Origin of the sequence: Halovivax gelatinilyticus (assembly GCF_024300625.1) — an archaeon.
Classification (GTDB): Archaea; Halobacteriota; Halobacteria; order Halobacteriales; family Natrialbaceae; genus Halovivax; species Halovivax gelatinilyticus.
Genome location: NZ_CP101322.1, coordinates 1618913 through 1643873 on the forward strand (window position 1 = coordinate 1618913; position 24961 = coordinate 1643873).

Annotated in this window: 25 protein-coding genes; 11 read left to right on the forward strand and 14 right to left on the reverse strand. The window is 65.8% G+C overall.

Translation table 11 applies throughout. The features are described 5' to 3' along the window. Positions 1 to 96: 96 nt before the first annotated feature. The 3 genes from NKH31_RS07845 (at position 97) to NKH31_RS07855 (ending at position 3960) form a co-directional block, all read left to right on the forward strand. A complete protein-coding gene (locus NKH31_RS07845) occupies positions 97 to 1545 on the forward strand; it encodes an eIF2B alpha/beta/delta subunit family protein (RefSeq protein WP_254864577.1) in 1449 nt (482 codons plus the stop codon). A gap of 285 nt (positions 1546 to 1830) precedes the next feature. Further along, positions 1831 to 3636: a translation initiation factor IF-2 gene (infB, locus tag NKH31_RS07850; protein ID WP_254864578.1), complete on the forward strand. Its 1806-nt coding sequence runs from the start codon at positions 1831 to 1833 to the stop codon at positions 3634 to 3636. A 111-nt stretch (positions 3637 to 3747) separates the two neighbouring features. Then, on the forward strand, positions 3748 to 3960 hold the full coding sequence (locus tag NKH31_RS07855) for a hypothetical protein (RefSeq protein ID WP_254864579.1): 213 nt from the start codon (positions 3748 to 3750) through the stop codon (positions 3958 to 3960). 27 nt (positions 3961 to 3987) lie between these two features. Here the strand turns inward: NKH31_RS07855 and NKH31_RS07860 are convergent, their stop codons facing one another. The 11 genes from NKH31_RS07860 to mntA all read right to left on the reverse strand — a co-directional run bounded on the left by NKH31_RS07860 (position 3988) and on the right by mntA (position 13259). Continuing rightward, complete coding sequence (locus NKH31_RS07860; protein ID WP_254864580.1) at positions 3988 to 4386, reverse strand: DUF5811 family protein; 399 nt, start codon at positions 4384 to 4386, stop codon at positions 3988 to 3990. Between the two features lie 69 nt (positions 4387 to 4455). Next, positions 4456 to 4935 carry a pyruvoyl-dependent arginine decarboxylase gene (locus tag NKH31_RS07865; RefSeq protein WP_254864581.1) on the reverse strand — a complete coding sequence of 160 codons (480 nt, stop codon included), beginning with the start codon at positions 4933 to 4935 and terminating at the stop codon, positions 4456 to 4458. A gap of 97 nt (positions 4936 to 5032) precedes the next feature. Continuing rightward, a complete protein-coding gene (gene pan2 / locus NKH31_RS07870; RefSeq protein WP_254864582.1) occupies positions 5033 to 6262 on the reverse strand; it encodes a proteasome-activating nucleotidase Pan2 in 1230 nt (409 codons plus the stop codon). Between the two features lie 120 nt (positions 6263 to 6382). Next, on the reverse strand, positions 6383 to 7150 hold the full coding sequence (locus NKH31_RS07875; protein WP_254864583.1) for an ABC transporter ATP-binding protein: 768 nt from the start codon (positions 7148 to 7150) through the stop codon (positions 6383 to 6385). 9 nt (positions 7151 to 7159) lie between these two features. Beyond that, positions 7160 to 8887, reverse strand: coding sequence for a hypothetical protein (locus NKH31_RS07880; RefSeq protein ID WP_254864584.1), 1728 nt, complete (start codon positions 8885 to 8887; stop codon positions 7160 to 7162). Between the two features lie 6 nt (positions 8888 to 8893). Then, on the reverse strand, positions 8894 to 9217 hold the full coding sequence (locus NKH31_RS07885) for a hypothetical protein (protein ID WP_254864585.1): 324 nt from the start codon (positions 9215 to 9217) through the stop codon (positions 8894 to 8896). 210 nt (positions 9218 to 9427) lie between these two features. After that, positions 9428 to 11221 (reverse strand): oligoendopeptidase F, encoded by a 1794-nt coding sequence (pepF, locus tag NKH31_RS07890; RefSeq protein ID WP_254864586.1) that lies wholly within the window; start codon positions 11219 to 11221, stop codon positions 9428 to 9430. Positions 11222 to 11286: 65 nt separating this feature from the next. After that, positions 11287 to 11529 (reverse strand): hypothetical protein, encoded by a 243-nt coding sequence (locus NKH31_RS07895; RefSeq protein ID WP_254864587.1) that lies wholly within the window; start codon positions 11527 to 11529, stop codon positions 11287 to 11289. A gap of 54 nt (positions 11530 to 11583) precedes the next feature. Next, entirely contained in the window at positions 11584 to 12276 is a 693-nt protein-coding gene (rnhB, locus tag NKH31_RS07900) for a ribonuclease HII (RefSeq protein ID WP_254864588.1), read from the reverse strand. 124 nt (positions 12277 to 12400) lie between these two features. Continuing rightward, a complete protein-coding gene (hepT, locus tag NKH31_RS07905) occupies positions 12401 to 12838 on the reverse strand; it encodes a type VII toxin-antitoxin system HepT family RNase toxin (protein ID WP_254864589.1) in 438 nt (145 codons plus the stop codon). Beyond that, entirely contained in the window at positions 12831 to 13259 is a 429-nt protein-coding gene (gene mntA, locus NKH31_RS07910) for a type VII toxin-antitoxin system MntA family adenylyltransferase antitoxin (protein ID WP_254864590.1), read from the reverse strand. Before mntA ends, hepT begins: the two co-directional genes overlap by 8 nt. Before the next feature lie 199 nt (positions 13260 to 13458). Here mntA and NKH31_RS07915 point away from each other — a divergent pair, with 199 nt between their 5' ends. Further along, positions 13459 to 13752 (forward strand): DUF8011 family protein, encoded by a 294-nt coding sequence (locus NKH31_RS07915; protein WP_254864591.1) that lies wholly within the window; start codon positions 13459 to 13461, stop codon positions 13750 to 13752. A gap of 60 nt (positions 13753 to 13812) precedes the next feature. Here NKH31_RS07915 and NKH31_RS07920 read toward each other — a convergent pair whose 3' ends face one another. Both NKH31_RS07920 and NKH31_RS07925 read right to left on the reverse strand, forming a co-directional pair. Beyond that, positions 13813 to 13980 carry a hypothetical protein gene (locus NKH31_RS07920; protein WP_254864592.1) on the reverse strand — a complete coding sequence of 56 codons (168 nt, stop codon included), beginning with the start codon at positions 13978 to 13980 and terminating at the stop codon, positions 13813 to 13815. Further along, positions 13977 to 15476, reverse strand: a complete 1500-nt coding sequence (locus NKH31_RS07925) for a tRNA pseudouridine(54/55) synthase Pus10 (RefSeq protein WP_254864593.1) — start codon at positions 15474 to 15476, stop codon at positions 13977 to 13979. The genes NKH31_RS07920 and NKH31_RS07925 overlap by 4 nt, the downstream gene beginning before the upstream one ends. A 309-nt stretch (positions 15477 to 15785) precedes the next feature. Between NKH31_RS07925 and NKH31_RS07930 the strand changes: the two genes are divergently transcribed. The 4 genes from NKH31_RS07930 (at position 15786) to NKH31_RS07945 (ending at position 18758) form a co-directional block, all read left to right on the forward strand. Continuing rightward, positions 15786 to 16208, forward strand: coding sequence for a hypothetical protein (locus tag NKH31_RS07930; RefSeq protein ID WP_254864594.1), 423 nt, complete (start codon positions 15786 to 15788; stop codon positions 16206 to 16208). 410 nt (positions 16209 to 16618) lie between these two features. Then, on the forward strand, positions 16619 to 16882 hold the full coding sequence (locus NKH31_RS07935; protein ID WP_254864595.1) for a hypothetical protein: 264 nt from the start codon (positions 16619 to 16621) through the stop codon (positions 16880 to 16882). 313 nt (positions 16883 to 17195) lie between these two features. Further along, positions 17196 to 18323 carry a S1C family serine protease gene (locus NKH31_RS07940; RefSeq protein ID WP_254864596.1) on the forward strand — a complete coding sequence of 376 codons (1128 nt, stop codon included), beginning with the start codon at positions 17196 to 17198 and terminating at the stop codon, positions 18321 to 18323. A 249-nt stretch (positions 18324 to 18572) separates the two neighbouring features. Then, the gene (locus NKH31_RS07945) at positions 18573 to 18758 is read left to right on the forward strand and encodes a DUF8028 family protein (protein WP_254864597.1); all 186 of its coding nucleotides are present in this window, start codon (positions 18573 to 18575) and stop codon (positions 18756 to 18758) included. A gap of 45 nt (positions 18759 to 18803) precedes the next feature. Here NKH31_RS07945 and alaS read toward each other — a convergent pair whose 3' ends face one another. Continuing rightward, positions 18804 to 21584 (reverse strand): alanine--tRNA ligase, encoded by a 2781-nt coding sequence (gene alaS / locus NKH31_RS07950; RefSeq protein ID WP_254864598.1) that lies wholly within the window; start codon positions 21582 to 21584, stop codon positions 18804 to 18806. Positions 21585 to 21706: 122 nt separating this feature from the next. Here alaS and NKH31_RS07955 point away from each other — a divergent pair, with 122 nt between their 5' ends. The 3 genes from NKH31_RS07955 to NKH31_RS07965 all read left to right on the forward strand — a co-directional run bounded on the left by NKH31_RS07955 (position 21707) and on the right by NKH31_RS07965 (position 24904). Then, positions 21707 to 22522, forward strand: a complete 816-nt coding sequence (locus NKH31_RS07955) for a hypothetical protein (protein WP_254864599.1) — start codon at positions 21707 to 21709, stop codon at positions 22520 to 22522. Then, on the forward strand, positions 22519 to 23211 hold the full coding sequence (locus tag NKH31_RS07960) for a hypothetical protein (protein WP_254864600.1): 693 nt from the start codon (positions 22519 to 22521) through the stop codon (positions 23209 to 23211). Before NKH31_RS07955 ends, NKH31_RS07960 begins: the two co-directional genes overlap by 4 nt. Positions 23212 to 23335: 124 nt before the next feature. Next, positions 23336 to 24904, forward strand: coding sequence for a nitrogen regulation protein NR(II) (locus NKH31_RS07965; RefSeq protein ID WP_254864601.1), 1569 nt, complete (start codon positions 23336 to 23338; stop codon positions 24902 to 24904). Positions 24905 to 24961: the final 57 nt, after the last annotated feature.

The window sequence follows — 24961 nt, forward strand, 5'->3', positions numbered from 1 at the left end:
GAGGGTGGCTCGCTGTCAAATACGTTGTGGAGCCCGGTGGCCGACGCGCCGGGACGATTCCGAAGGCAATTCCACCCGGCACGCGTACGCACGTCCATGACCGACACCGGTCAATCGGGAGCGAGCAGTCACGTCCCTCGATCGCGGTCCGTCGAAACCGACGGTGGCGTCGACGAACCCAGTCACGTCGTCACCGCCTTCCTCAGAAACCGCGGCGAGGTGCTCTTCGGTCGACGGAGCGACGCCGTCGGCACGTACGCGGGCGACTGGGGTGCGATCTCCGGCTACGCGGAGGGCGATCCCGACGCGCAGGTGTGGACGGAGATTCGCGAGGAAACCGGTCTCGACGCCGACGAGGTGACGCTCGTTCGGTCGGGTCGGCCGGTTACGGTCGGCGATTCGACCCTCGTCCGCGAGTGGGTCGTCCACCCGTACCTGTTCGACGCCGAGACGCGCGAGGTCGACCCGAGCGCCGAACACGACGAACTCCGGTGGCTCGCGCCGACGTCGATCGTCACGGGAGAGCGCGAGACCGTCCCCGCGCTCTGGGAGGCCTACGAACGGGTGGCACCGACCGTCCGGTCGATAACGGCGGACGGCGTTCACGGGGCGTCGTCCCTCTCGATCCGGGCGCTCGAAGTGCTGCGCGATCGGGCCGGATTGCTGATTCGCGAACGCGAGGGTGAGTCGACCGACCGGTCGGAAGAGTGGGACGAACTCGCCGCCCTCGCCAACCGACTGCTCGAAGCCAGACCGAGCATGGCCGTGCTGCGAAATCGGGTCAATCGGGCGATGGCGGACGCCGCAACCGTCGACTCACCGGACGGTGGCGCCCTCGACGACCCGGGCGCAGCGGCCGTCCTCGAATCGACGATCGAGGGAATCGAGCGCGCCGTCGACGCGGATCGATCCGCCGCCGAACAGGCCGCCGACCTCGCGACGGGTCGAATTGTGACGCTCTCGCGATCGGAAACGGTCGCAGACGCACTTCGGTCGGGATCGCCGGATCGGATTTTCGTCGCCGAATCCTGGCCGGGTAACGAGGTCGAGCGCGAGCGAGACCTCGGAATAGAGGACGGTGAGCGAAGGTGGACCGCCGGAGAGGGCGTCGCCGTCGCCGAGGAGCTTCGCGAGCTCGCGCCGGTCACGCTCTGTCCCGATTCGGCGGTCGCCCACCTTCTCGCGTCGGAGTCCGTCGATCGCGTCCTCGTCGGCGCGGATACGATTCTCCCGGACGGGCGGGTCGTGAACAAGGTCGGGACCCGGGCGGCGGCACTCGCCGCGGCCCACGAGAACGTCCCGGTGTACGCGATCGCCGCGAGCGAGAAGGTTTCGACCCGGGACTCGGTCAACCTCGAATCGGGCGACCAATCCGCGGTGTACGACGGTGACGCCGCCATCGACGTCGTCAATCCGACGTTCGACGTGACGCCGGCCGGGGCGATTACCGGGATCGTCACCGAGAACGGCGTCGTCGATCCGGCGGACGTGGGCGATATCGCGACGACGCTGCGGAAGTACGAGACCTGGAACCGCGAGGCCTGAGCGTCGAACATCCCGGCTCTCCGCTCGAAGCGATAGACCGAAACGGTGCGGGCGCGTAGGTGCCCTCGGGCGGCGGTGACGAAGTGTTACCCCCACCGAGCCCCGTGTGACGAGGGATTTCCCCGAGCCGCCCGATCTCGACCGAGACGAAGTAGCAGATCCGATACCGCGTCGAGCCGAACGGCACTCGGCGACCGACGATGGACGCCGACCACCCGAGCCAGGGACGATGGGTTTAACTGTCGGCCCGGGGACTCTCGACCAAGAGCTTCTCTGGTGGTTCGCATGTCGAATACAGATACTGACGACCCCGAAAACACGTCGCTTCGGACGCCGATCGTCGCCGTCCTGGGCCACGTCGATCACGGCAAGACCAGCCTGCTCGACCAGATCCGCGGCTCGGCGGTGATCGAGGGCGAAGCCGGCGCGATCACCCAGCACATCGGCGCGACGGCCGTCCCGCTCGACGTCATCTCCGGCATCGCCGGCGAGCTGGTCGACCCGAACGACTTCGATCTTCCCGGCTTGCTGTTCATCGATACGCCCGGACACCACTCGTTCACGACGCTGCGCTCGCGCGGCGGCGCGCTGGCGGACATCGCCATCCTCGTCGTCGACGTCAACGACGGCTTTCAGCCCCAGACGATCGAAGCGCTGGACATCCTGAAACGATCGGAGACGCCATTTATCGTCGCCGCGAACAAGATCGACACCGTTCCCGGCTGGAACCCGACCGAGGACGCCCCGATTCAGGAAACGTACGAGAATCAATCCGACCGCGCCCGGGGCGACGTCGACCAGCGCCTCTACGAGATCATCGGCGAACTCTCCGACGAAGGATTTTCGGCCGACCTCTACTGGCGGGTCCAGCACTTCCAGCGCAACGTCGGCGTCGTTCCCGTCTCGGCGATGACCGGCGAGGGCGTTCCCGACCTGCTGACGGTGATGATGGGTCTCTCCCAGCGCTACATGCGCGAGGCAATGGAGATCGACGTCTCCGGACCCGGTGTCGGGACGGTCCTCGAGGTCAAAGACGAGAAGGGATTCGGGACGACGATCGACACCGTCCTCTACGACGGGACGATCCGGACCGACGATACGATCGTCGTCGGCGGCACGACCGACCCGATCGTCACCGACGTCCGCGCCCTGCTCCAGCCGCGTCCGCTCGCCGAGATACGCACCGAGAGCCGATTCGAGCAGGTCGACGAGGTCGGCGCCGCCGCCGGTATCAAGGTCGCCGCGCCCGACCTCTCAGAGGCGATGGCCGGCGCGCCGGTTCGCGTCGTCCGCGACCGCGACCTGAACCACGTCGTCGACGAGGTGGAAGCCGAACTCGCGAACATCGCCGTCGACACCGAAGAGCAGGGCGTCGTCGTCAAGGCCGACACCCTCGGCAGCCTGGAGGCGATGGCCGACGCGCTCGGCGAAGCGGAGATCCCCATCGTCCGCGCCGAGGTCGGCGACGTTGCCCCGCGGGACGTCTCGGTCGCCTCGACGGCCGAGGATCCGAAACAGCGCGTCATCCTCGGATTCAACGTCGACGTCCTGGACGACGCTTCCCATCGTGCCGACATCGACGACGTCGACCTCTTCACCGACGACGTCATCTACCAGCTCGTCGACGAGTACGAGACCTACGTCGAAGAGATCGAACGCGCCCAGCAGGACACCGTCTTAGAGAACATCAGCCGACCCGCCCGCTTTCGCATCCTCCCGGATCACGTTTTCCGCCAGAACGATCCCGCCGTCGTCGGCGTCGAGGTCAACGCGGGGACGCTCAAGAAGAACGAGTACGTCGTCCGTTTCGAGGGTAACGACACCAAGCGCGTCGGCGAACTCAAGGGGATCCAGGAACAGGGCGAGGACGTCGACGAGGCTCGCGCCGGCAACCGCGTCTCCGTCGCCATCGACGGCCCCACCGTCGGCCGACAGATTCACGAAGACGAGGAACTCTGGATCGAACTCCCCGAAAAGCACGCGAAGATCCTAGAGCAAGAACTCGCCGAAGAGATACCCGGCGACGAGCGCGAGGCGCTCAACATGTACCTCGAACGACACCGCAAACGCGACCCGTTCTGGGGCAAGTAGTCGTCCGGGCCCGGCGCAGTTCGGCTATAAGTGACGATTGTCTCTCGATTCCTGTCGACGAACTGTCCGCTCGCCAGAATCGTTTTGTGCTACCGCTCGCATCGAAGTGGCATGGATACCGTCTGGCGCCAGTTCGACAGCCGCTTCGGCGTCGTGGGGCTGCTCGTTCTGGTGAGTCTTCTCGCGGGGTTTATCGTCGTCTCGGATGCCGTTCTCTCGGGTGACCGAGTCTCGGTCTGGTACTTCATCGCGTTCGTCGTCGCACTCGTCGCCGCGTTCGTCGGCGGCACGGTCGGCTGGCAACGAATTAAATCGACCGAGTAGCGTCTCGATACTGCGGACAACGGCGCGTCAGCGAGCCGTCGGCGTGATGTCGTCCCCCATCGCCTGCTTGACCTGGAGGGCGGCGCTGGCGGCGAGTCCTCTCGCCACCTCGTCACACTCGTCGTCGTCGATGACCGAGTCGGCCTCCTCTACCGGCTCCAGGTCGGGTGCGAACCCGGCGCTGACGGGATGGCCGATCGGCGGCTGGACCGCGACGGTCACCTGCGGACCGGCGACGCCCTGGGAAATGTCGCTGTCGACGACGTACTCGTCGGGCAGAAAGTCACGGGTGCGCGCGGCGACGCGGGAGACGTCGCGCCGGAGGACGCGACGCTGTCCGGGCGTCACCTCCTCGACGTCGTCGACGGATCGGTGGCCGGCCTGCGTCGTTCCCGGGCGGCCCGCGTACGGAGTATTGCCATTCATGAGAAAGTCGGTACCGACTCAACGTGGTGGCCGGTGAAAAGCGTTTGGCTCTCTCCACCGAATCGGCCGTCAGACGATCGGCTCGCCCTCGCCGTAGACGGCGGCCACGACGGCCGCCGCGTACTCACCGACGTCGGCGCTGGCTCGTTCGACGTGGACGCTGGGTTCGCCGAGATTCCAGTCTCGCAACTCGCTCCCGGCGGCGAGCCCCTCGCGAATCCGCCGTTCGACGTCTCCCGGCTCGATTTCGCCGGCGGCCTCGTAGAACAGCCCCGGCCCGCCGTCGACCGATTCGACCCAGCCGACCCCGGCGCTCACGCTCGTCGGGCCGGCCGCCTTCGCGCGCCCTTCGACGACGGTCAGTCGCGACCCGGCGGGACCGAGATCCGGTGCGGTTCCGACCGCCTCGACGGGGACGTCAGCCGGAATCACCGACGAGACCGACACGAGGTTGTAGTTCTCGATACCCGCCTCGGCGAGTGCGGCGTCGTAGGCCGACATCTCCGTCGGCCCGGTCGCCGCGCCCCAGACGACCCTGATCGTGCTCATTGTCGGCGTTCGGGGCCGGACGGCGTAAGGCGTTGTGATTCGCGTGCGGACGACTCTCGCGTCTGTCCAGTCCACTCGAGCGGAGGGCTGATCGACGCTACCGGTAGAAGTAGTTCGCAGACGAGACGATATCGCCGGCGTCGTCGTCTTCGATCTTTTCGATCGCGGCCTCGAAGTCGGCCATGGTGACGTCGGTTCGGCCGTCGCGGATGGCGAACATGCCGGCTTCGGTGGTGACGCTCTCGATCTCTGCGCCGGAGTAGCCCTCGGTTTCGGCGGCGAGCGCCGCACAGTCGACGGCTTCGGCGGTCGAGAGGGTCGCGGTGTGGATTTCGAAGATGCGCTCACGCCCCTCGACGTCGGGTTCGGGCACCTCGATGAGCCGATCGAAGCGCCCCGGGCGGAGGATGGCGCGATCGAGCATGTCGAACCGGTTGGTGGCGGCGATGATGCGGATCTCGCCCCGGTTTTCGAAGCCGTCCATCTCCGAAAGCAGCTGCATCATGGTTCGCTGGACCTCGGCGTCGCCGGAGGTCTTCGACTCGGTCCGCGTCGCGGCGACGGCGTCGATCTCGTCGATGAAGATGATGGCGGGTTCGCGTTCGCGCGCGAGTTCGAAGAGGTCGCGGACGAGTCGCGAGCCCTCGCCGATGAACTTCCGGACGAGTTCGGAGCCGGCCATCTTGATGAACGTCGCGTCGGTCTTGTTGGCGACCGCTTTCGCCAGCATCGTCTTTCCCGTCCCCGGCGGACCGTACAGCAAGACGCCGCCGGGCGGTTCGATGCCGACTGCTTCGAATTTCTCGGGTTCGGCGAGCGGTTGCTCGACGGCCTCTCGCACCTCGCGGACCTGCTCGTCGATGCCGCCGATGTCGTCGTAGGTGACGGTCGGTTTTTCGGTGATCTCCATCGCCTGGGCGCGGGCGTCCGTCTCCGCCGAGAGCAGCGTCTGGAGGCCGAACGAGTCGTCGACGCCGACGCGATCGCCGGGCTCGATCCGGTCGGCCATCCGCGGGGAGACCTCCGTCAGGACTTCCTGGTTGTTGCCGTGCTGTTTAACGACGACCTCGGTTTCGATACACTCCTCGACGCTCGCGATGTACAGGGGTGAACTCTTGAGCGACGCGTTCTCTCGCTCGGCGTAATCGACGCGGTCTGTGAGTTCTTCGCGTCGTTGCTCGGCCGTTTCGAGCTGGTCTGCGAGCCTGGTCTGGACGTCGATGAGTTCCTCGTAGTGCGACCGAAGGGCGTCGAGCCGCTCTTCGTCGGGGAGGTTCGGATCGATCTCTCGACTGGGTCGGTCGGGCAGCGACGGACTTCGGGCCATTCTGTCGAACAGTGGATAATCGGTCGGCGTAAATGTGCCTTTGGGTAGCGGGTGGGAGTAGGCCCGGGCGCGGTAGATTCTCGTTCCGGAGTGGCGTGTGTTCGTCTCGCGGTTCGGTCGTCACGCGGAGACTTCGTCGAAGGGTTCGTCGTCCGTCGTCACGGCGAGAAAGACGTCTTCGAGCGTACCGTCCCCGTCGGATTCCATCCGACCGACGAGCGCTTTCGGCTCGCCCTCGGCGACCAGTTCGCCGTTGTAGAGGATGCCGACCGTCGAAGCCAGCTGGTCGACGACCGAAAGGACGTGCGTCGAGTAGAACACGGTCGATCCGCCCTCGGCGTATTCGACGAGGAGTTCGCTGACGGTTCGGGCGGCTCGCGGATCGAGTCCGCTGATCGGTTCGTCGAGGATAACGACGTCTGGCTCGTGCATGAGCGCTTGAATCAGGCCCGTCTTCTTTCGCATTCCCTTCGAGTACGTCCCGATGCGATCGTCGGCCGCCTCGGAGAGGCCGAGTCGGTCGAACAGGTGTTCGAGCCGTTCGCGTATCGCGTCGGGGTCCATATCGCGCAGGCCGCCGTGATACTCGAGCTGCTCGCGGCCGGTGAGTTCGTTGTACAGCGGCGGCGTTTCGGGGAGGTACCCGATGTGAGGAACGATCGCCGCCCGATCGGTGATCGGTTGGCCGGCGATCGTCCCGGTGCCGCTCGTTGGGTTCGTGAGGCCGGTGAGCAACCGGATCGTGGTCGTCTTGCCGGCCCCGTTCGGGCCGAGAAAGCCGTAGATGGTCCCGGCGTCGATCGTGAGATCGAGGTCGCCGACGGCCACGGTCGATCCGAAGCGCTTGGTCAGTCCGTCCGTCGTGAGTATCGGTGGTGTCTCCGTCATAGTCGTGGGTCACTCTTCGAGTCGATATCGCCCGTAGCGGCGGAGCGAGCGATCGTAGGCGAGTCGAGACAGCCCCAGCGCGAGACCCGTCGCGGCCAGGAGCGATCCCATCCGAACCACGGAATCGGGGAGGCCGGTGGCGGTTCCGATCGGCTCGAACACGAACGGCGAGTAGACGACGATCGGGACGAGCGCGACCGAGGCCACGGCGACCAGCACGGCTCCCATCCGGACGAACCCCATCGTGCCGACCTCCGTGTAGACCGTCGCGTCCGTGTAGGGAAGTCCGACGGGCTGGTGGGCGTCGTAGGGGACGGTCAGGCCGACGAGCGTGGCCACGCAGACGCTGAAGAGACACAGCGTCGCGCCCATCGCCGCGACGACCGCCGTCTCGACCGCCCCGATCGGGCCGGCGACGCCGGTGAGGATCGCCGCGAGGGCCGTCGCGGGAATTCCGACGGCGCTCCCGGCGAGGACGGTCCCGCCGACGAAGTGGGTGGCGGTGGTAGCGGTGAGCGTCCCGGGCAGGCCGGGATACTCGACGTTGATCACGCCCACACCGAACGCCAGCCCGGCGGTCAGCGCGCAGACGGTAGCCGCGAAGACGGGGATAACTGGTGGAACTCGACCGCCAGTGACGAACGGAACGACGACGAGCGGGACGAACATGACCGTGTAGAGTCCAACCATCACGCCGTAGGGAACTCGACGCTCCTGAAGCCAGCGCTTTCTGGCGACTGCCAGCGTCGGTCGGGAAACGGACGCGCCGAACAGTCGGTCGGCCGGTCCCTCCCCGATTCGCAGGTGCGACCCGCGCCGCGCGGTCGACTCGACGGCATCGGTCGTCCAGACTCGCGTCGCCGTCGAGACGGTGAGCCCGCCCAGGACCGGGACGGCCACGGCGAGCGCGCCCAGGGCGGCGAGCCCGCGTGAGGCGTCTCCGGCGCCGGCCGTCCCCAGGAACGCGAGGTCGACGATCCAGGTCGGGGCGACGGCGCTCGCGTCGACCCGAACGTCGGCCGTCGACGCGGCCCCGTCGAACGAACCGGCGATCAGCCCGATCCAGACGCCAACGAGCGCGAGCGCGCCGACGAGCGCGAGCGGGTTCTTGTACCGCCGGGCGCGCGGCGAGCGCGTCCCGACGTACAGTGCGACGAATGCGACCCAGACGCCGCCGATGACGCCGACCGCGACGAGTCCACCGCCGGCGACGGCGACGGTGAGACCGCCCGTGATCGAGCCCGTCCCGACGGCGAACCCGATGGCGGTGGCGAGTATCGACGGTCCCGATCGCATCGCGGCCCGCCCCAATGCGTACCAGCACAGGCCGAGCGCTACCTCGCGTCCGGGGACGGTCGTGAGCAGCAGGTCGGTCTCGATCCGCTCGTTTCTGGTCAGCGTTCGCTTTCCGGCGTCCCACCCGACCGCGACGAGCAGCGCCAGCACGCCGAGGCGAAGGAGATCGATCGAGACGAACGGGTCGCCGGCCGCGAGCCCGCGACCGAAGAGAAGCGCAGCGACGCCGACCACGACGGCGAAGCCGAGGATGGCAAGGAGTCGGACCAGCCGAAGCACGGGCGATCGGTGTTCGAGCCGTCGCTCCTGTCGCGCCTGCATCCGGGCGATCGATCGAACGCGTCGAAGCGACCGTCGGATCGGCCGTCGCGGGCAGTCGCTCGGTCGTCTCTCTCGCTCGCTAGCGGGCGGCCGTTCACGCGGCGTCGGCGACTCGGACACGACCGCTCACCACTCCGGTTCGCTCGTCAGTTCATTCGACTGCTGGCCGTGGCCTCGATCGCTGCGCACCAGGAGGTAGGCGACGAGCGCGAGGATTCCCAGGGGAAGGAAAACGAACACCGTCACACCGACGCCGACCGCCCAACCGAGTTCGCTGTTCGGTCGACTCTGGGCGTCGCGGTACACCCAGTAGCCGGCGCCGATTGCGATGATCAGACCGACGATCACCGAGGCGACGAGGATCAAGGCGATAGTCTCCTCGTCGAAGGGAGCCTCGGTGGCAGCGTTCGTACTCAACGCGGCGAGCAGCCGCTCGTGTGCGCTCAACACGGGGACCACCGGCTGACCGAACACCGCTGGTGGGCCCCGATTGCAGCCCGAACGAGCGACACCTGAGAGACACGCGCGGATAGCGACTGGCCGTCGCTACTGGCGGGGGCCATGATTCGACCACGTCACCACGGAATAATAAACATTTCGTTGACGTTTTCTCGCTGAACCGATGGGCGGGGCCTGGTCGGGTTGCCGAAGCCGTTCGCGTCAGGCTACGAGTTCGGCCAGTTCGTCGAGTCGGTCGCCGTAGCGCCCGATGGCGCGCTCGATCGATTCCGACGAGCGCATGTCGACGCCGGCGACTTCCAGGAGTTCGAGCGGGTACTTCCGAGAGCCGAGCGAGAGGAACTCGCGGTAGTCCGCGGCGGCGGACTCGCCTTCGGTGAGGATGTCGTCGGCGAGGGCGAGCGCGGCGGAGATGCCGGTCGCGTACTGGTAGACGTAGAACGCGCGGTAGAAGTGCGGGATGCGCATCCACTCGCGGGCGATCCGGTCGTCGAGGGTGGCGGGCTCGTAATATCGGCCCTTGAGGTCGCCGTACACCTCGTCGAGTCGGTCGGCGGTCAGCGGTTCGCTGGCCTCCTCCAGTTCGTGGACGCGGTGTTCGAACTCGGCGAACAGCGTCTGGCGGAAGAACGTCGAACGGATTCGCTCGACGAACTCGTTCAGGACGTGGACGCGGAAGTCGGGATCGTCGACGGTTTCTAAGAGGTGCTCGGTGAGCAGCGCCTCGTTGACCGTACTCGCGACTTCGGCGACGAACAGCTCGTAGCCGGCGTAGACGGGCGGCTGATTCTCGCGGGCGTAGTCGGAGTGAAGCGAGTGGCCGAGCTCGTGCGCCAGGGTGTACATCGAGGCGACGTCGTCCTGGTAGTTCATGAGGATGTACGGGTCGGTGTCGTAGGCGCCGCCGGAGTAGGCGCCCGAGCGCTTGCCTTCGTTCTCGTAGACGTCGACCCAGCGCGAGTCGAGCCCCTCGGCGAGTCGGGACTGGTACGCCTCGCCGAGCGGGGCGACGGCCTCGATCACGTGCCCGCAGGCCTCCTCGTAGGAGACGTCGGGCCCCTCGCCGCCCGTCAGCGGCATGTAGACGTCCCACATCCGCAGCTCGTCGACGTCGAGCGCCCGCCGTTTGAGCTCGGCGTGGCGGTGCAGCGCGTCGAGATTGTCGTTGACGGCCTCGACGAGCGTGTCGTAGACCTCGACGGGAATGTTCGCCCCGTGGAGCGACGCCTCGCGGGCCGTCTCGTAGTTTCTGGCCCGCGCGAGCCGGACGTCTGCGGTCACGCTCTTGGCGTAGGCCGTCGAGACGGTGTTTCTGACCGCCGCCCACTCGTCGAAGTACGCCTCGTACACGGTCTGTCGGAACTCGCGGTCGGGCCGTTTGAGCAGGTTGACGACGTTGCTCTGGGTGATCTCGACCGCCTCGCCGTCGGCGTCCTCGACGGTCGGGAACGTCATGTCCGCGTTCGCGAGCATCGAGTAGACGCTCCCCGGCGCGCCGGTCACCTCGCCGAGGTCGGCGAGCAGCCCCTCGACTTCCGGCGAGCGGGTGTGCGGTTTCATGCGCAATACGTCGTCGACGTGCTGGCGGTACACCTCGAGGTCGGGCTCCTCGTCGACGAAGGTCTCGAACTGCTCGCTCGAAAGCTCCTGGAGCTCCGGTTCGATGAACGCCATCGCTGAGGCCGCCTGCGAGATCAGCGTCTCGGCGCGCGAGGCCATCGCCTGGCGGTCCTGGTCGGCCGTGTCCTCGTCGCGGCGCATGCCGGCGTAGGTGTAGACGGTCTGGACCTGGCGCATCACGTCGTCTCGCGTCGAGAGCACCTCGAGCAGGCGGTTCGCGCTCTCGGTCGTTCGACCCTCGTACGATTCGAACGCCTCGACGCGCTCGGCCGCTTCGTCGTACGCCTCGCGCCACGCCTGGTCGGAGTCGAAAATTCGCTCGATCGCCCACCGATCCCCCTCCGGTACCGACTCGCGGTCGGGAACACCACTCATTGAACGTGATTCGAATCGGAGGAGGTAAAGGATGACGAACCCGGCGGCCGGCGTTGGTAGCTCGATCAGCCGCGAAGTTCGGCCCCGACGGCCGTTCGAACCACCCGCGCGAACCCGAGGACGGCGACGAAGGTGCCGACGAGGACGAATCCGGCGAGCAGGAAGGCCCCGAGGGCTCGCGCGCCGAACGGCCCCTGGGAGAGGAACTGACCGGCGAACCAGGTGCCGAAGCTGACCACGAGAAACCCGATCGCGATCCGGATCGACGCGCCCCAGTAGGCGCCGTACTCCTCGGGTTCGAGATTCATGGTGCAGGCTGGGAAGGCCGGTACTAAAAACGTACCTGCATCGGCGCGGCCCCGTCACTCGCTCGCGAACTCGCCGAGTCCGGTCTGTGCGGCCTCGGCCAGGACGTCTCGGCAGGTACCCCACGACCGGCGGGCGCCGTCGGGCAACTCGCCGTGGTCTGCGACGTAGGATTCGAGGAACGACCGCGTCTTCGGGTCGCTCGGATAGCCGCTACCGAGGTCGTCGTACCCCCGCTCCGCGTAGCGCGCCGCGAGGCGTTCGACGCGGGCGTCGCGGTCGACCTTCGCGATGACGCTCGCCGCGCCGACGAGCGGGTCGTCTGCGTCGGCGCCGTGGGAGGCGTCGACCGAGACCGGGAGCGAACAGTCGTCGGTCACTCGCCGGGCGAAGCGATCGGCGTCGGTGTCACAGGCGTCACAGACGCCCTGGAGGTCGCCGTCCGTCTCACTCGCCACGTCTGTCTCTCCGAGCGCGTCTTCGATCGCCCGGGCGTGGGCGGTGACCGCCAGCCCGTTCATGTCCGTCTCCGGGGCGTCGATGCGCGCCGGTTCGATTACGCCGACGCCAACGCAGATCGCGTCGCCGGCCCGCATCGTCTCGGCGAGCGACTCTCGCTTCGCCGGCGTGAGCTCCTTCGAGTCGGCGATCCCCTCGGGAAGCCGCGCCGGGTCGTCCGCCCACACGGCCGCCGCGACCATCGGCCCGATCGCCGGTCCCTTCCCCGCCTCGTCGACGCCGAACGGCATGCGCTGGCGATCGTTGCGTCGGGACAAAGTCGTTGTGACTCACGATGGAAGTGGATCGTCGACGATCTCCGAACGACCCGTTGTTCGGTCCGCTACTTGCAGTATTGATGATCGTCGCTTGCTGTTAGTTTGAGGTGGACTGCTCTCGGTACCATCGGGCGATCTGCTCGCTGAACTCCTCGTAGACAGCTAATCCCGTTTGGAGCGTCTCGTAGACTACTTCAGGATCGACGAGCCCGTATTCGTGTGCGAGAACGTTTCTGAACCCGACGGCGGAGATGAGCGTCTCTGCCGTACCGTCTTCGATAACGTCGTTCCTCGCGAGAACGAAGATTGCTCCTTTTGACGCACTTTCGTCGTAGGAACAATCGTGGGTCGCAACGTGTTGAGCCAGGTCCGAACACGCTTGGATCGCGTTCTCGAACATCCGTTCGACGGCCCGTTGTTCGGTTATTGATTCGAGAAACTCCGCTCGCGAGAGCGTTCGTCGCTTCGTTCGAAGTTCGTCGTGATATTGTTCGATTTGCTCGAGTTTCGTCGAGACGACCCGTTCGTCAGCCATGTAGTCCGTCCTCGGCGATGCGGTCGATCACCGCCCGCTGGTTGGTACGAATGTCTTCTCGTCGACGCTCGAAGTCCGTTCGAACCGCTTTTTTGAACTGTTCGAAATCGTGGCGATCTCCGCAGAGTAATTCACCCCGAACGGCATCGTGAGCGACGTCGATCGGGAGCGTTTCGATGTCGGTGATATCGACGAATGGACCGTCCTCGCGTTGAAGTGATCCGGAGAGGAAACACCGTTTTTGAAACCGTTCAGTGGCTGTCAACCCCTCTTCGAACTTGACCGCGACATCGACATCGGACGATGCGCGTTCGTCCCCGGTGAGCTGTGAACCGAACAGCACGGCAAACGCGACGTCTTCGTCCTCACAGAGAGCGTTCCCTATCGCTGTGAGCAGCCCGTCGTTTGCCTTCTCACCCATGGTTGTACTGTGATGCGGTCCCACAAAAGCGTACCTCTCGGATCCCCCTCCCAGACCGGTGGCGTCGACGTACGGCCGTATATTTCGGGTCGGATTCAGGCCTGCGGAAAAACGATCCCTGGTTCGAACCTACCCCGACACTCGCTATATTTTCCCATAAATAACAAACGATAATACTGTGGCTACTATTCTGCCCAGTATGTATCAGCGTCTGAAAGGCCACCTCTTTCGCGAACCCGGTGGACGGCGAGAGGGATTGTTTTCTCTCGGAGCCGGTCTCCTCTTTTTCCCACTGTATCTCTTCTACAGCCGTCAACCCGAGGGGGCGTCGATCATCGCCATCCTCTTCGGGGTCCTGTTCACGGTGAGCGGAATCGCCGAACTGCTGGCGCCGGAGCGGCGACGGCTGGCCGGCGTTATTCGTGGCGTGCTCATCGTGTACGCCGGGGTACTCGTCGTCCACTTTCTCTCCGGCATGCGCGTATTTGGATAGCGAGGCGGACCTCACCGCTTCGGCCGCGGTGATGCATCGTCTCGACCGGCCTCTCACGACCTACGACTGCGCGACCATCCGGTACCGGAATCCGAGGTAGAGCAGGATGAACGCGAACGTCCCGGCGAAGAGGTACTCGCCGGTGTCGATCGAGTAGACCAGCGCGCCGGTGTTGAGCGCCACGCCGAACAGGTAAAAGCCCTTGAGCTGTCGATCCGTGACGTTCATCGCGATCGCTCCTCCGTCGATGCGGCTTCGTCGTTCGCCGCGGATTCGTCGTTCGACTCGGACTCCCCATCCGGCGTCAGTTCGTCTTCCCGGTCGCCCTCGTCTTCGAAGTACTCGGCTCGTTCGAACGGTTCGTCCTCGCCCGTGACGGCGAGCACGTCGAGCGCGAGCACCTCGGCACCGACGTCGAGGAGACCGGCCACGCTCGGTTCCGTTCGGCCGTCGTCGCCGCTGATCAGCTCCTTGATGTAGAGGCCGCCCGCGCCGTGGATCTCGATCGTGGCGGTGGCCACACGCTCCGCATCGCGGTCCGACGGTTTCTCGTCCGCGCTGTCTTCCATCTCGTCGACGATCCCGGGGTCGCCGTCGATCGCGTAGACGGTCCGCTCGCGAGTCAACTCCGCCCGGCGGTGATCGACGCGCTGGGGCGTGTATTGCTCGACGGTCGTCCCCTCGAGTTCGTCGAAGACCGACTCCAGATCGTCGGCCGCGACCGGTTCGTCGAACCGAACGGCCGCGCGATAGCGCTTGCTCGCGTCGTGTTCCTTGACGCGTTCGACCATCTCGTGGGTGGCGAGACGAAGGCCCTCGACTTCGACGGCGCCCGCGGCGGCCTCGTTGATCTCGGCTTCGAGCGCGTCGACGTCGGGCGTCCGGCGACGGGGGTGTTTCACCTCGAGGACGAACGGTCGGCCGGTCCCCAGCATGCGCGCGTCGACGTCCTCTCTGCCGGCGCCGTGGAACGTTCCCTCGCGGCCGTCCATGGCCTCGACGACGTGCGGACGGACGACCTGCTCGATGCTGGTGTCGTAGAGGTACCCCGAGCCGCCGCAGTACTCGCAGGGTTCCTCGCCGTCGTCGGAAAGCTGGCTCCCGCTACCGCCGCACTCCCGGCAGGGCCACTCCGTCTGCGGAATGTCGCGGTCGATCTTGCGGTAGCGCCCGTAGACGAACGCCGGGTTGATCTGCCGGTCGACGGCGTGGGTGGTGACGGCTTCGCCGTCTTCGAGCACGGCCAGCGGGTCGAACGCCGAGAGGTCGACCACGGCGAGCACGTCGGGGCGTTCGAGGTCGAACTCGACGCCGGTGCGTGTTCCGACGCGTCGACCCACTTCCCGGTTGACCTCGCGCTTTAGCGGTTCGCCGGCGTCGGGCTCCAGGCCGGCGTCTTCGCGGAGCAGGCGGTCGTTCTCCTCGACCAGCGGGGGAACGACCGTGCCGAGCTGGTAACTCGCAAAGTCGATGCCGTCGAGCGTCTCGCAGACGGCGTCGGCGATCGCGTCGTACGTCCCGCAGTAGCCCTCACAGACCCAGCACGCGGCGGGGTCGACCGGCTCGTAGGGCTCGTCCGCGTCGAGTGCCAGCGTCGTCCGCAGCGCCCGGCCCCGTTCGTCGTTTCGCAGCCCGAAGCTCCGGTCGGCGAACGGCCGACCGAGACAGGCGTCACAGACGGGGCCGCCCGCGAGCAGGTCGGCCGCCGCATCCGTGAGACTCATTGGACGGTAGTCGGGGCGGCGGCCCTAACACGCTTTCCATTCGGGGCGTCGTCGGTTTCGAGCGGTAGTTGTAGCGGGTCGGTTGCACCGACGCGATTTCGACTCGCGGCTGGGCGCGTTGCGTTCGTCCTGAAGGGCAGCTGTTACACCTTCGCAAGCTCGGCCAAATCGAATCTTCTAAGATATGTCTGCCGATCACGATGTTTGGGGAACAAATACTACAATGACGATGATGGCGGACCACCTTACTATCACATAAGAAGGCACTATAAACAAGTATTATATAATCACTTCACAAATACGAATGCTGTGATTAAACGCCAGAATCGTCGCCAGCTCCTCGTTTCGTTCGGCGCAGCGAGTGTGCTGAGCGGTTGCCTTGAATCAGGCAGAAATAATGAAGGTGGTGACACAATACGGTCAGATGTTTATCTTGGAAATCATACTGGAGTGGCATACGAGGTATCGGTCACCGTCGAAAATGTGACGACTGACACCGTCCTCGAATCTGAGACGGTGACAGTCCCCCACGACGAAAACCAACAGGTAAACTTCACCGAAACGCTGGATGAAGACGACATTCATCCAGAGATCAGCGCGACCGTCGGATTCGTTTCCGATCCGTCGGTCGAAGAATCGGTCACTCACGGCTTCGCGCCAACATCGGCAGCGAGTTTCTTGGCCTTCATAAAAAGTGATGCTGAAATCGACCTCAAAATCGGCCAAGAGTGACTGGTCGCTGATACAATTTTACAAATATAATGGCTTCGAACGTGGCCTCTGTATTAGGAAACAGCACGCCAAATAAATTCTGTCGTGAGGATTCGACTTCAGCGAAAAATTGGACTGGTACGGTATCTAATTGCACCGAATCGGAAGGTGTACGATGGTTGGGTGACGGGTATTACGACGATGATGGACCGCCTGTCTGTCAACCAGGCGAACCCTGCTAATCCCACCCTTCAGGAATGACTCCGTTCACCCGATCAACACTCACGAGACGCGGGTTTGCGACGAGTACTGTGACACTAGCGTTTGTTAGTGGTGGATGTCTCGGTTTTCACTCGGACGACGAGGCGGATGATCAGTACGAACCGCATCTCCACCTTTTTAGCCACCTCGACGCCGAACACGAAGTCCAGGTGCGCATCGAAGATCTCTCGACCACCGAGCGACTGGTCGATGAGACGGTCGTCGTCTCTGCAGCGGAAACGCACACGTTTCCGTTTACGTCAACACCTGACGAGGAGGGTAATCATCCGCGTATTCGTGCGACCGTCAGCCGCACCGATACACAAGATATCGAAGACTCGGAGGAACGAACCTTCTCGCCCGCTTCTGGGGCAAGCTTTGCGGCTCGGATCCAAGCCGATGGCACTATCAGAGTTTCAATCCGGGTAGTATGACGAAATAAAAAAACTTCTTTCAAATTATCTCAAATAGAATAAAGGTAGGGTTGGTGGCCGACCATGCCAACATCTATTTTTAGACTCCGCCGTCGTCGGGCTACGCCCGACTGCTTGAGGGGCCTTCGGTCCCTCTCCGACTACGGCGAGGAGGATGCCACAGCTTGGACTGGAATCTTATCTGAGTATTTCCAAGCTTCCGTCTCGATCCGAACGCGTTGCCTCGGTGCGACCGTCAGCGCTCCGCTGTCGATCCCGTCAATACCCCACACGGGATCACCGTTTTCAAGGTCTTCGGCCACGTGGTCTGTGTATGCACGATTCGGATCGCTCGCGACGCGCCTTTCTCGCCGCGGCCGGCGGCGGCCTGCTGGCGACCGTCGCGGGCTGTGCGGAACCCGGCTCGCAGCCCCGAGCCGGCCGGGGTAATTCGACGCTTCCGAGCGCGATCGACTACGACGAGCGCGCCGACGGAACGGTCTACACCGAGATCTACGAGTCGGTCATCGACTCGGTGACGATGGTCACCGTCGGCGGGATCGAGGATCCCGTGACCGGCATCGAAGGCGAGGGTCAGGGGTCCGCGTTCGTCCTCGACGACTACCTGATCACCAACGAACACGTCGTCTGGGACGGCGAGACGGTCGAACTCCAGTACACCAACGGCGACTGGACGCGCGCCGAGGTCGTCGGCACCGACGTCTACAGCGACCTGGCCGTCCTCGACGTTGCACACCGACCGGAGGTGGCCGAGTCGCTGTCGCTCTCCGACGTTCTCCCCACCGTCGGCCAGGAGGTGCTTGCGATCGGCAACCCGTTCGGCCTCGAGGGGTCGATGTCTCGGGGGATCGTCAGCGGGGTCAACCGCTCGCTGCCCGGGCCGGCGAACTACGACCTCCCGAACGTCGTCCAGACGGACGCGGGCGTCAACCCCGGAAACAGCGGCGGCCCGCTCGTCGACATGGACGGTGAGATCGTCGGCATCATCAACGCCGGCATCGCTGAGGGCGTCGGCTTCGCTATCTCCGCCGCGCTCGCGAGTCGCGTCATCCCGTCGCTGATCGAAGTCGGCGAGTACGAGCACTCGCGCATCGGCATCGGCCTCCGCGAAGTCGGCCCCGCGGTCGCGACGGCGAACGATCTCGACGAGGCGACCGGCATCATCGTCGTCGATGTCGACGACGAGACCGACGCGGCGAACGTCCTGCAAGGCAGCCCCGACGAGGTGATCGAGGACGGCCAGCCGATCCCCGTCGGCGGGGACGTCATCGTGGGTCTCGAGGGCGAACCGATCGCCGATCAGCACGCGCTCTCTCGCGTGCTCGCGTTGCAGACCAGCCCCGGCGACGTCGTCGAGTTCGAGATCATCCGCGACGGCGAGCGCCGGACCGTCGAGGTCGAACTCGGCGCACGACCGACCGACCCACCGCGGGGATACTGACTCAGCGGTTCGATCTCTCGCTCGTTCACCGCCGAACAGGCCCGTCCTACGGCCTCGTAATCACGAGCTAACTATTGTCGATATCGGCGTCGTACTAGCTCCCATACGAGATCGATCATGAGCGACGCACCCGACGCCCGCGCTCGGCGAATAGCCCCCGATGAACGGCCGGCTCGTTCCGTTCTTTCATCCGGTGAAACGCCGGAAATCGGAGAAACATCTGATGGATATATCGGAACGGTTTGACCGATGAATCAGTCCTCGCTCACGACCGTCTCGTTCTGGGCCGGCGCGCTGTTACCGCTCGTCTACGTCCCGATCCTCATTACGGGTATTAATTCGACTTCACAATTCGGCCTGCTCGTCGCCCTGCTCGCGCTCAACGTCGCCGCGCTGGTGCTCGGTCACGAGTATCCGGAGACGCGCCCGCGGTGAGACGAGACACAATTTTCCGTCGAACATTCGGCGCCGCGACCTGTCTTACGCGTTCTGCACCTGGCGCAGTACCTCGGGCGCCGCCTCGAGCGCGTCGTCGAGTGCATCCACGTCCGGGCCGCCGCCCTGGGCGAAGTCCGGCGGGCCGCCACCGCCGCCGCCGACCATCCCGGCGAGTTCGCCGACGACTTCACCCGCGTTGACGCCCGCGCCGTCGGGGACGGCGACGATGAACTGGGCGCTGTCGAGCCCGCTGCCGAGGACGGCGATCTTCTCTTCCTCGGCGAACGCGCTCGCGGTCGCTCTGAGTTCGTCGACGTCGGCGTCGATGCGCTGGACGACGGCCGTCGTCTCGCCGACTTCGACCGTCTCGGCGTCGTCGGCGCCGGCGGCGCGAGCCTCGGCGAGCTGCGATTCGAGTTCGTCGATGCGCTTGCCGCGATCCTTCCAGGCCTCGAAGAATCGCTCGGCCGTCTCGGGTACGTCCGGCGGATCGACGTCGAGCACGTCGGCCGCCTCGTAGAGGGCGTTTTCGGTCGCCTGTGTGGCCTCGATCGCCGCCTCGCCGGCGGCGAAGACGAGTCGCTCGACCCCGTCCTGGACGCGCTCGGTCTGGCGGATCTTGATCGCGCCGATGTCGCCGGTTCGCGAGACGTGGGTGCCGGCGCAGGCCTGAACGTCCGCGCCCACGTGGATCAGCCGGATGTTCGTCCCCGGCGGAATGCCGCCCTGGTAGAGGTCGAACCCGTGTTCGGCTTCCGCCTCGTTGCGGTGGGGCCACTCCTGGGTGACCGGCACGTTCGCCATCACGAGGTCGTTCGCGACGCGTTCGATCGCTTCTACCTGCTCGCGGCCGATGCGTTCGTAATGGCGAACGTCGAGTCGAGCGTCGTCGGTTCCCTTCTGGGCGCCGGCCTGGCGGATGTGCTCGCCGAGCACCTCGCGAGCGGCGTGGCCGACGACGTGGGTCGCCGTGTGGTGGCGCATGAGCCGGCGCCGGCGGTCGGCGTCGATTCTGCCGGTGACGAACGCCCCCTTGCTGAGTTCGCCGTCGACGCGGTGTAAGACGACGCCGGCTTCTTCCTGCACGTCGGTCACCTCGACGGTGGTTTCGTCGGACGAGAGGTTTCCGTGATCGGCGGGCTGACCGCCCCCTTCGGGGTAAAAGAGCGTCCCGTCGAGGACGACGTCGTAGCCGTCGTCGCGCTCGAAGACGTCGAGGACGACCGCCTCGAACTGCGTTCGGTCCTGGTCGTCGTAGTAGCGCTTTTCCGTCTCCGGGAGGTCGCCAAAGCGCGCTTCGGCCTCGCCGACGCCCTCGTCGCCGGCGACGTCCTCGTCGTGTCGCGAGGCGACCATCCCGTAGAAGTCGTCGGGAACGTCGACGGTCGCCCCGTGGTCGTTCGCGATCTCTGCGACCATGTCGGGCTGGATGCCGTGTGAGTCGTAGAGTTCGATCAGCTCCTCGGTCGGGATCGGTTCGTCGCGGTCTGCGTACTCGCTCGCGAGATCCTCGACGCGTCGGCCGCCCCGTTCGAGCGTCTCCCGGTACTTTTCGACCTCGGTTCGGACGATATCTCGAACGGTGTCGCGGTTTCCGTACCCGAGTCGGTCGGCCTGCATGTCGACGAGTTCGTCGAGCGGCGCGTCGACGCCGACGGTGTCACAGAGGCGCTTGGTTCGCCGGAGGACCATCCGGGCGAGGTAGCCGGTCGCGACGTTCGAGGGGACGATACCGTCGCCGAGCATGTAGGCGAGCGTCCGGGAGTGATCGGCGATCGCGTAGATCGTCTCCAGCGGCTCGACCAGCTCGCGCAGTTCGTCCGCGTCGACGTCGAGTTCCGCGGCGATCTCTGCGCGCGCGGCCTCCACGTCGTCGACGTCGTCGATGTCCAGGTTTCCGGAGAGGCGGGCGGCGTCGGCGACGAGCGACTCCTCCTCGTCGGTGTAGGTGAGATTCGCGTTCTCCCTGAGGAAGTCGATCATCTCGGGGTAGATCGCCTCGTAGATCGTCGGCGTTCCCTGGCTCATCCAGGTCCACCGTTCGAGGCCGTAGCCGGTGTCGACGACGTAGGTGTCCATGTACGAGTAGGTGTTGCCGTCTTTGAGTTCGTACTCGCCGTCGGGGTCTGCCTCCATGCACATGAAGACGAGCGTCGCGAGTTCGAGGCCCTTGTAGATGACCTCGATCGCGGGGCCGGCGTTCCCGCCGCCGACCCACGGGTCCTCGATGTAGGTGACCTCGGTGATGTCGGCGCCGATCGAGTCCAGAAATTCATCGCAGAGTTCGACCGTGCGGTCCTTCCAGTAGACCTCGCCTTCGAAGGCGTACTGGTCGGGGTCGTCGACGTCCTCGCGGACGTTGAACGCGTGGTGGGCCATCATCTCGAAGGCCATCGTGTGTCGGCCCGTTTTGCCCACGTTATCGATGTCTTGCATTCGGATACACGGCTGGCTGATCGTCAGGGGGTTCGCCGGCGGCGGCGTCTGGCCCGACGTAACGAGGGGCTGAAAGTCGTAGATCGACGCCTGGGTCAGCAGGACGTCGTCGCGCCAGCGGTTCGCCGCGACGGGGTAGGGATCGATTCGTTCGTGGTCGTGGTCTTCGAAGAACGAGAGAAACGCCTCTCGCATCTCCGCTAACGTGTACGTCTCGTCGAAGCCGGGATCGTCGATGAAGTCGTATGTCGTACACGGCGGTTCGCCGCAGGTCTCTCGCTCCGGATCGCGCGTCCAGAAGTGCGCGCCACACGAGACACACTCCACCCGCTCGAATCCCTCCTCGTCGAAGTACTCGAGACGGTACTCCTGCTCGAGGTCGCTCATTGTGCGCAGTTGGCGCCGGAGCGGGTAAAACAGTTGCGCACCGCCGGTCACGCGACGATTTTCGTCGCGTCGTCCCTCGGATGTCACAAGAGGAATAAGCGATCACGTTGTACTGGTTACATATGGGGCGAGCGTCGGATGGCGGACGGGGTGTAAACGAGGAGGATGCCGTACTGACCGACGATTCGTCGAACTCGACGGCTGGGGAACGCGGGCGTGATGCGGTCGACGTGGCCGGCCCCGGATCGGACGACCGATCGAAACTCGACAGGCGGTCAGCGCTGACGTACGCCGGCGCGGTCGGGCTGTCCGGGCTCGGCGCACTCGTCCTGGCACCGTCGCCGCCGAACCGGCCGGCGACCGCCGACGCGGCGACCGACGTCGACGTTTCGTTCGACGACCCGATCACGACCGAAGACGAGAGTCCGGTCGCGCGCTACCAGTACCGGCCGACCGGCGACGGCTTCGCGTCTACGGCCCCGATCAACGTCGTCTTTCCGCTCGCCGACTCGGCGGCCGGGCTCTCCGCCGTGATGGCCGTCCTCAAGGAGGCGGGATGGACTGGCGATATCGAGGAGTACGGCCGGTACGCCTGGGATCGGACGCGAGCGCGCTTCATCTACCAGGAGGCGACCGCCGCGGAGACGGCCGCCGGCTTACACGGCAGGCTCCACGTTCGGTGCTGGGAGTTCGAAGGCGTCGTCTCGATGCAGGCTCACGAGGACTCGGCCGCTCGTCCCCGTCACCGAATCGCCTCGTACGTCGACGCTCGCGAGGCGATTTCCGGGCTGTTCCAGGCGGCCGGGTGGCGACTCGCTCCCGAGATGATCGATCTCACCAACGGCGGCGGGGCCGACCACGACGGACTTGCGGCCGTGATCGTCCCCGGCCCCGATCGTTGGGGACGGAACCGAACTGACGGTGGTGAGTCGAGATGAGCAAGCGTCCCGCCCAACCGGATTCGACGGCCGACGAGGAATTCGTTCCGGACGTCGAGCCTCGAGGGTGGGGACAGTCGGTCGTTCACCACCCGCTGTTCGGCGTCCATCCGAGGCGGACCGTCGCGGCGGTCGCCACAATCGTCGGCCTCGCCGCGCTCAATCTGGCGAGTCTGTACGTTTCGGGCGCCGGCCCGGGCGAGCGCGTCCAGTCGCTCGGACCGGCGTTCGATTCGTTCACCGCGTTCGTCATCGTCGTCAGCCTGCTGGTGGTCGCCGTCGGTCCGCTCGCCTACGCCTGCTGGAACGGTGGGCCGGCCCTCTCGTTCGTGTTCGCGCTGGTTCCGTGGCTCGTCGGCGAGACGCTCGCCTTCCGGTGGGTTCTCGACGTCGACCTCGCCGTCTCGCTCACGACCGGCGTCGCCGGGGCCGCGCTTGCACTCGTGGTCGGCGAGATCCGTCGAACCGGCTCGATGCGGCCGTGGCGAGCTCGTTCACCACCGACACCCGTCGCGCTGTTCGTCGGCTGCGCGACGGTCGGGTCGTTCGCACTCGTCGGTCGGTTCCTCGCGAGCGCGCCGGGCGGGCAGACCGACGCGTACCTCCCGTTCGCCGTCTACTGGGTGGTGACGCTTGCGGTGGCCGGTGCGTACGTTGCTTCGTGGGCCAACCGGCGACGCTCCCGCTGACGACGGGCTGAATCTGACGGGTGGACAACACCTAAAGTAATTATCAACGGCGTGATCACTCACATATAACAGAAACTACAAGAAGGTGGAGTGACAAGCCTACGGTCGGACGCTGGTCGACCCAATGACGCGAGCACACACCGTCGTCTACGTCGCGGCGACCGACGACGCCGCGGCCGCCGGTGCCGAGGCGCTGAGAGCGGCCGCGCCGCTCGACGTCGGGTTCGCGACGCCCGATTCCGTGATCGAACACGTCGATACGGCCGACTGCATCGTCTTCGCCGAGACGCCGACGACCGCTGAGGGGGCGGCCGTTCTCGACGTCATCGAGGTCGCCGACGACACGCCGGTCGTCCTCTTTACCGACTCGTCGTTCGCGTCGTCGACGGCCCGCGCGACCGACGGCGTCGACGGCTACGCCCGTCGGGACACGCCTGAGGCAGTCTCGCACCTGGCCGACGAAGTGATGTGGGTCTGTGAACGGACGGTATCGGACGCGACCCGCGAGCGCGCCGAACTCGCCGAGCGAGCTGACCGGGCGGCCGCTCACCTCGCTTCGGAGTACGGGCGAGCCGCTCGAGCGGCCGCTCACCTCGCCGAAGCCTACGATCGATCGACCGAGACGATCTCGCGTCTGGAAGCCGAGAACCGGGCCCTCGAAGCCGAGCGAGATCGAATCGCCGCGCGGTTCGAACGCCAGTCCGATCCGGTTATGGCGTACGCGATCGAAGACGGTCGACCGATCTGTACGGCCGTCACCGACGGATTCGTCTCGACGTTCGGGACGGACGAAGCTCGCGTCCGCGGCGAACCGGTCGTGGACGTCTTCTCGATTCTCGACGCTGGAACGGACGGAATCGGACAGACGCTTCGTGAGAAACTCACGGACGAGACGGGCGACCGCTCGCCGATCGACTGGCGCTGTGAGACGACGGACGGCACCCGGGAGGTCGAGGTCACGATCACGACCGCCGCCGACCCGGCGAGCGGGACGGCCGGGCTGATCCGGATGCGCGACGTCACCGATCTGCGCAGGATCGAACGGGAATTGGCCGCGCTCGAAGCGCGCCTCGAGTCGGTCGGCGAACTCGTCGAAACGGACGCTCGTCCGTCGCTCAACGTCGCCCGTGGCTACCTGGAACTCGCCTCGGAGACCGGCGACCCGGACGACTTCGCCGAGATCGACGCGGCGCACGAAACGATGAGCGAGTCGTTCGACCACCTCGCACGCGTCGTCGGTCGCGACGCCGATATCATAGACGTCGAGGTGGTTTCACTCTTCGACCTCGCCAGACAGTCCTGGGTCGCCGCTGACACCGGCGACGCCCGCCTCGACCTCGACCGAAATGCCCGATTCGAAGCGGATCGAACGCGGCTACGGACCGTCTTCGAACACCTCTTCAGTGTGGCGACGGCCCCCTCCGGCGATCCGGCCGACGGTGAATTTTCACCCGCGGGACCGACCGTCGTCTCCGTCGGCGCGGCCGACGACGGCTTTTACGTCGCCGGAACCGTCGCCGGCTCGGCGGACGATCCGCTCGCCGGCACGACGGCCGCCGGAGACGGGACCGGCATCCGACTGGGTCTCGTCGAACGGGTCGCCGAGGCCCACGGCTGGCACGTCGGCGTCGCAGAAAACGAGGAGGGGACGGCGTTCGCCTTCCGCGGCGTCGACGTCGAACCGGCCGAGTGACTGACGTTCGGCTCCGTCCGAATGTGTTCGAACGAAGGCAGGTGCCGTCGGGACTCG

What these genes read in the sequence shown, in the direction of transcription:
- NKH31_RS07920 (WP_254864592.1), bottom strand. Translation starts at nt 13,980, where the DNA reads ATGAACGTCACGGATCGACAGCTCAAGGGCTTTTACCTGTTCGGCGTG.
- NKH31_RS07860 (WP_254864580.1), bottom strand. Translation starts at nt 4,386, where the DNA reads ATGAATGGCAATACTCCGTACGCGGGCCGCCCGGGAACGACGCAGGCC.
- mntA (WP_254864590.1), bottom strand. Translation starts at nt 13,259, where the DNA reads ATGGGTGAGAAGGCAAACGACGGGCTGCTCACAGCGATAGGGAACGCT.
- hepT (WP_254864589.1), bottom strand. Translation starts at nt 12,838, where the DNA reads ATGGCTGACGAACGGGTCGTCTCGACGAAACTCGAGCAAATCGAACAA.
- NKH31_RS07955 (WP_254864599.1), top strand. Translation starts at nt 21,707, where the DNA reads ATGGGGCGAGCGTCGGATGGCGGACGGGGTGTAAACGAGGAGGATGCC.
- NKH31_RS07915 (WP_254864591.1), top strand. Translation starts at nt 13,459, where the DNA reads ATGTATCAGCGTCTGAAAGGCCACCTCTTTCGCGAACCCGGTGGACGG.
- NKH31_RS07845 (WP_254864577.1), top strand. Translation starts at nt 97, where the DNA reads ATGACCGACACCGGTCAATCGGGAGCGAGCAGTCACGTCCCTCGATCG.
- NKH31_RS07960 (WP_254864600.1), top strand. Translation starts at nt 22,519, where the DNA reads ATGAGCAAGCGTCCCGCCCAACCGGATTCGACGGCCGACGAGGAATTC.
- pepF (WP_254864586.1), bottom strand. Translation starts at nt 11,221, where the DNA reads ATGAGTGGTGTTCCCGACCGCGAGTCGGTACCGGAGGGGGATCGGTGG.
- NKH31_RS07875 (WP_254864583.1), bottom strand. Translation starts at nt 7,150, where the DNA reads ATGACGGAGACACCACCGATACTCACGACGGACGGACTGACCAAGCGC.
- NKH31_RS07865 (WP_254864581.1), bottom strand. Translation starts at nt 4,935, where the DNA reads ATGAGCACGATCAGGGTCGTCTGGGGCGCGGCGACCGGGCCGACGGAG.
- infB (WP_254864578.1), top strand. Translation starts at nt 1,831, where the DNA reads ATGTCGAATACAGATACTGACGACCCCGAAAACACGTCGCTTCGGACG.
- alaS (WP_254864598.1), bottom strand. Translation starts at nt 21,584, where the DNA reads ATGAGCGACCTCGAGCAGGAGTACCGTCTCGAGTACTTCGACGAGGAG.
- NKH31_RS07925 (WP_254864593.1), bottom strand. Translation starts at nt 15,476, where the DNA reads ATGAGTCTCACGGATGCGGCGGCCGACCTGCTCGCGGGCGGCCCCGTC.
- NKH31_RS07945 (WP_254864597.1), top strand. Translation starts at nt 18,573, where the DNA reads ATGAATCAGTCCTCGCTCACGACCGTCTCGTTCTGGGCCGGCGCGCTG.
- NKH31_RS07855 (WP_254864579.1), top strand. Translation starts at nt 3,748, where the DNA reads ATGGATACCGTCTGGCGCCAGTTCGACAGCCGCTTCGGCGTCGTGGGG.
- rnhB (WP_254864588.1), bottom strand. Translation starts at nt 12,276, where the DNA reads ATGCCGTTCGGCGTCGACGAGGCGGGGAAGGGACCGGCGATCGGGCCG.
- NKH31_RS07895 (WP_254864587.1), bottom strand. Translation starts at nt 11,529, where the DNA reads ATGAATCTCGAACCCGAGGAGTACGGCGCCTACTGGGGCGCGTCGATC.
- NKH31_RS07940 (WP_254864596.1), top strand. Translation starts at nt 17,196, where the DNA reads ATGCACGATTCGGATCGCTCGCGACGCGCCTTTCTCGCCGCGGCCGGC.
- NKH31_RS07965 (WP_254864601.1), top strand. Translation starts at nt 23,336, where the DNA reads ATGACGCGAGCACACACCGTCGTCTACGTCGCGGCGACCGACGACGCC.
- pan2 (WP_254864582.1), bottom strand. Translation starts at nt 6,262, where the DNA reads ATGGCCCGAAGTCCGTCGCTGCCCGACCGACCCAGTCGAGAGATCGAT.